Annotated in this window: 1 protein-coding gene; it reads left to right on the plus strand. The window is 37.7% G+C overall.

The genetic code is table 11. The annotated features are described in order from the left end of the window. On the plus strand, positions 1 to 697 hold a 697-nt coding region (locus AB4Z50_RS35840; protein WP_441887261.1), incomplete at its 5' end, for a hypothetical protein. Positions 698 to 915 lie beyond the last annotated feature (218 nt).

Below are 915 nucleotides of genomic sequence, written 5' to 3' on the forward strand. Positions count from 1 at the left end.
GCCCAGTACCAAAACCAGACTACATACCACACGTACATTAAATCCAAATGGCCACTACATCCTAGAGACCAGTAGTTACAATGATAATGGTTTACTAAAAAAAGAAGTAAGCAAGGATGAGACAACTGGACTTAACATCATCCAGGAATATTTTTATGCAAGCAAAGTACTTGAATATTCAATCATCAGCAGTGACACCAGAAGAATTGCAAGAATCAATTATTTTCATGCGAACGATCGTCTGGTTAAGATGGATTACATGGAATATGACGAAATTGGCACCCCCTCCCTTTCGTTTTCGAGAACCCTCGAGTATAGCGGAAATTTGCTATCAAAGATGACAACATTTTCCAACATGAACAATTCAATGTATTACGAGATTTTCACCTACTTAGGTGAAAATCTGACCGCAACTAAAACCTATTCAATGAATGGTGTTATCCAGAATTTGTCTGAGTACCTTTATGATATTGAATTAAACCCCTACAAAGGTAACCCTGGCAAAAATCAACAGGCACAAGGCCTAAGCAAGAACAATGTCATGCGGGTACGTTACACTGATTACAATAACCCTACAGCAAACAGTGACAGGCGTTATGAGTATGAGTACAATTCGGAAAAATACCCAGTCAAGAGAAGTTTCATTGGCTCAACAACCAGGGAATTACAAGTCACATTTACTTATCAGAGCTACTAATTAACGCGCGCTGTTCTCAATGAAAAATTTCTGCGGAGAACATTGATACAGTGTCCAGTGAATACTTTACTTGGCACTGCTTCACCAATCTTAGTTCATCAACACCTCCCTTAACCGGATGAGATTGAAATAGAACAATTCAGATGTGATTTACAATTGTTCTGAGATAAATATTAACAGAAATAAACCACATCATTATGTTATTGCACTAAACATCC

Origin of the sequence: Paenibacillus sp. 2TAB26 (assembly GCF_052115145.1) — a bacterium.
In the GTDB taxonomy this organism is placed as follows: Bacteria; Bacillota; Bacilli; order Paenibacillales; family Paenibacillaceae; genus Pristimantibacillus.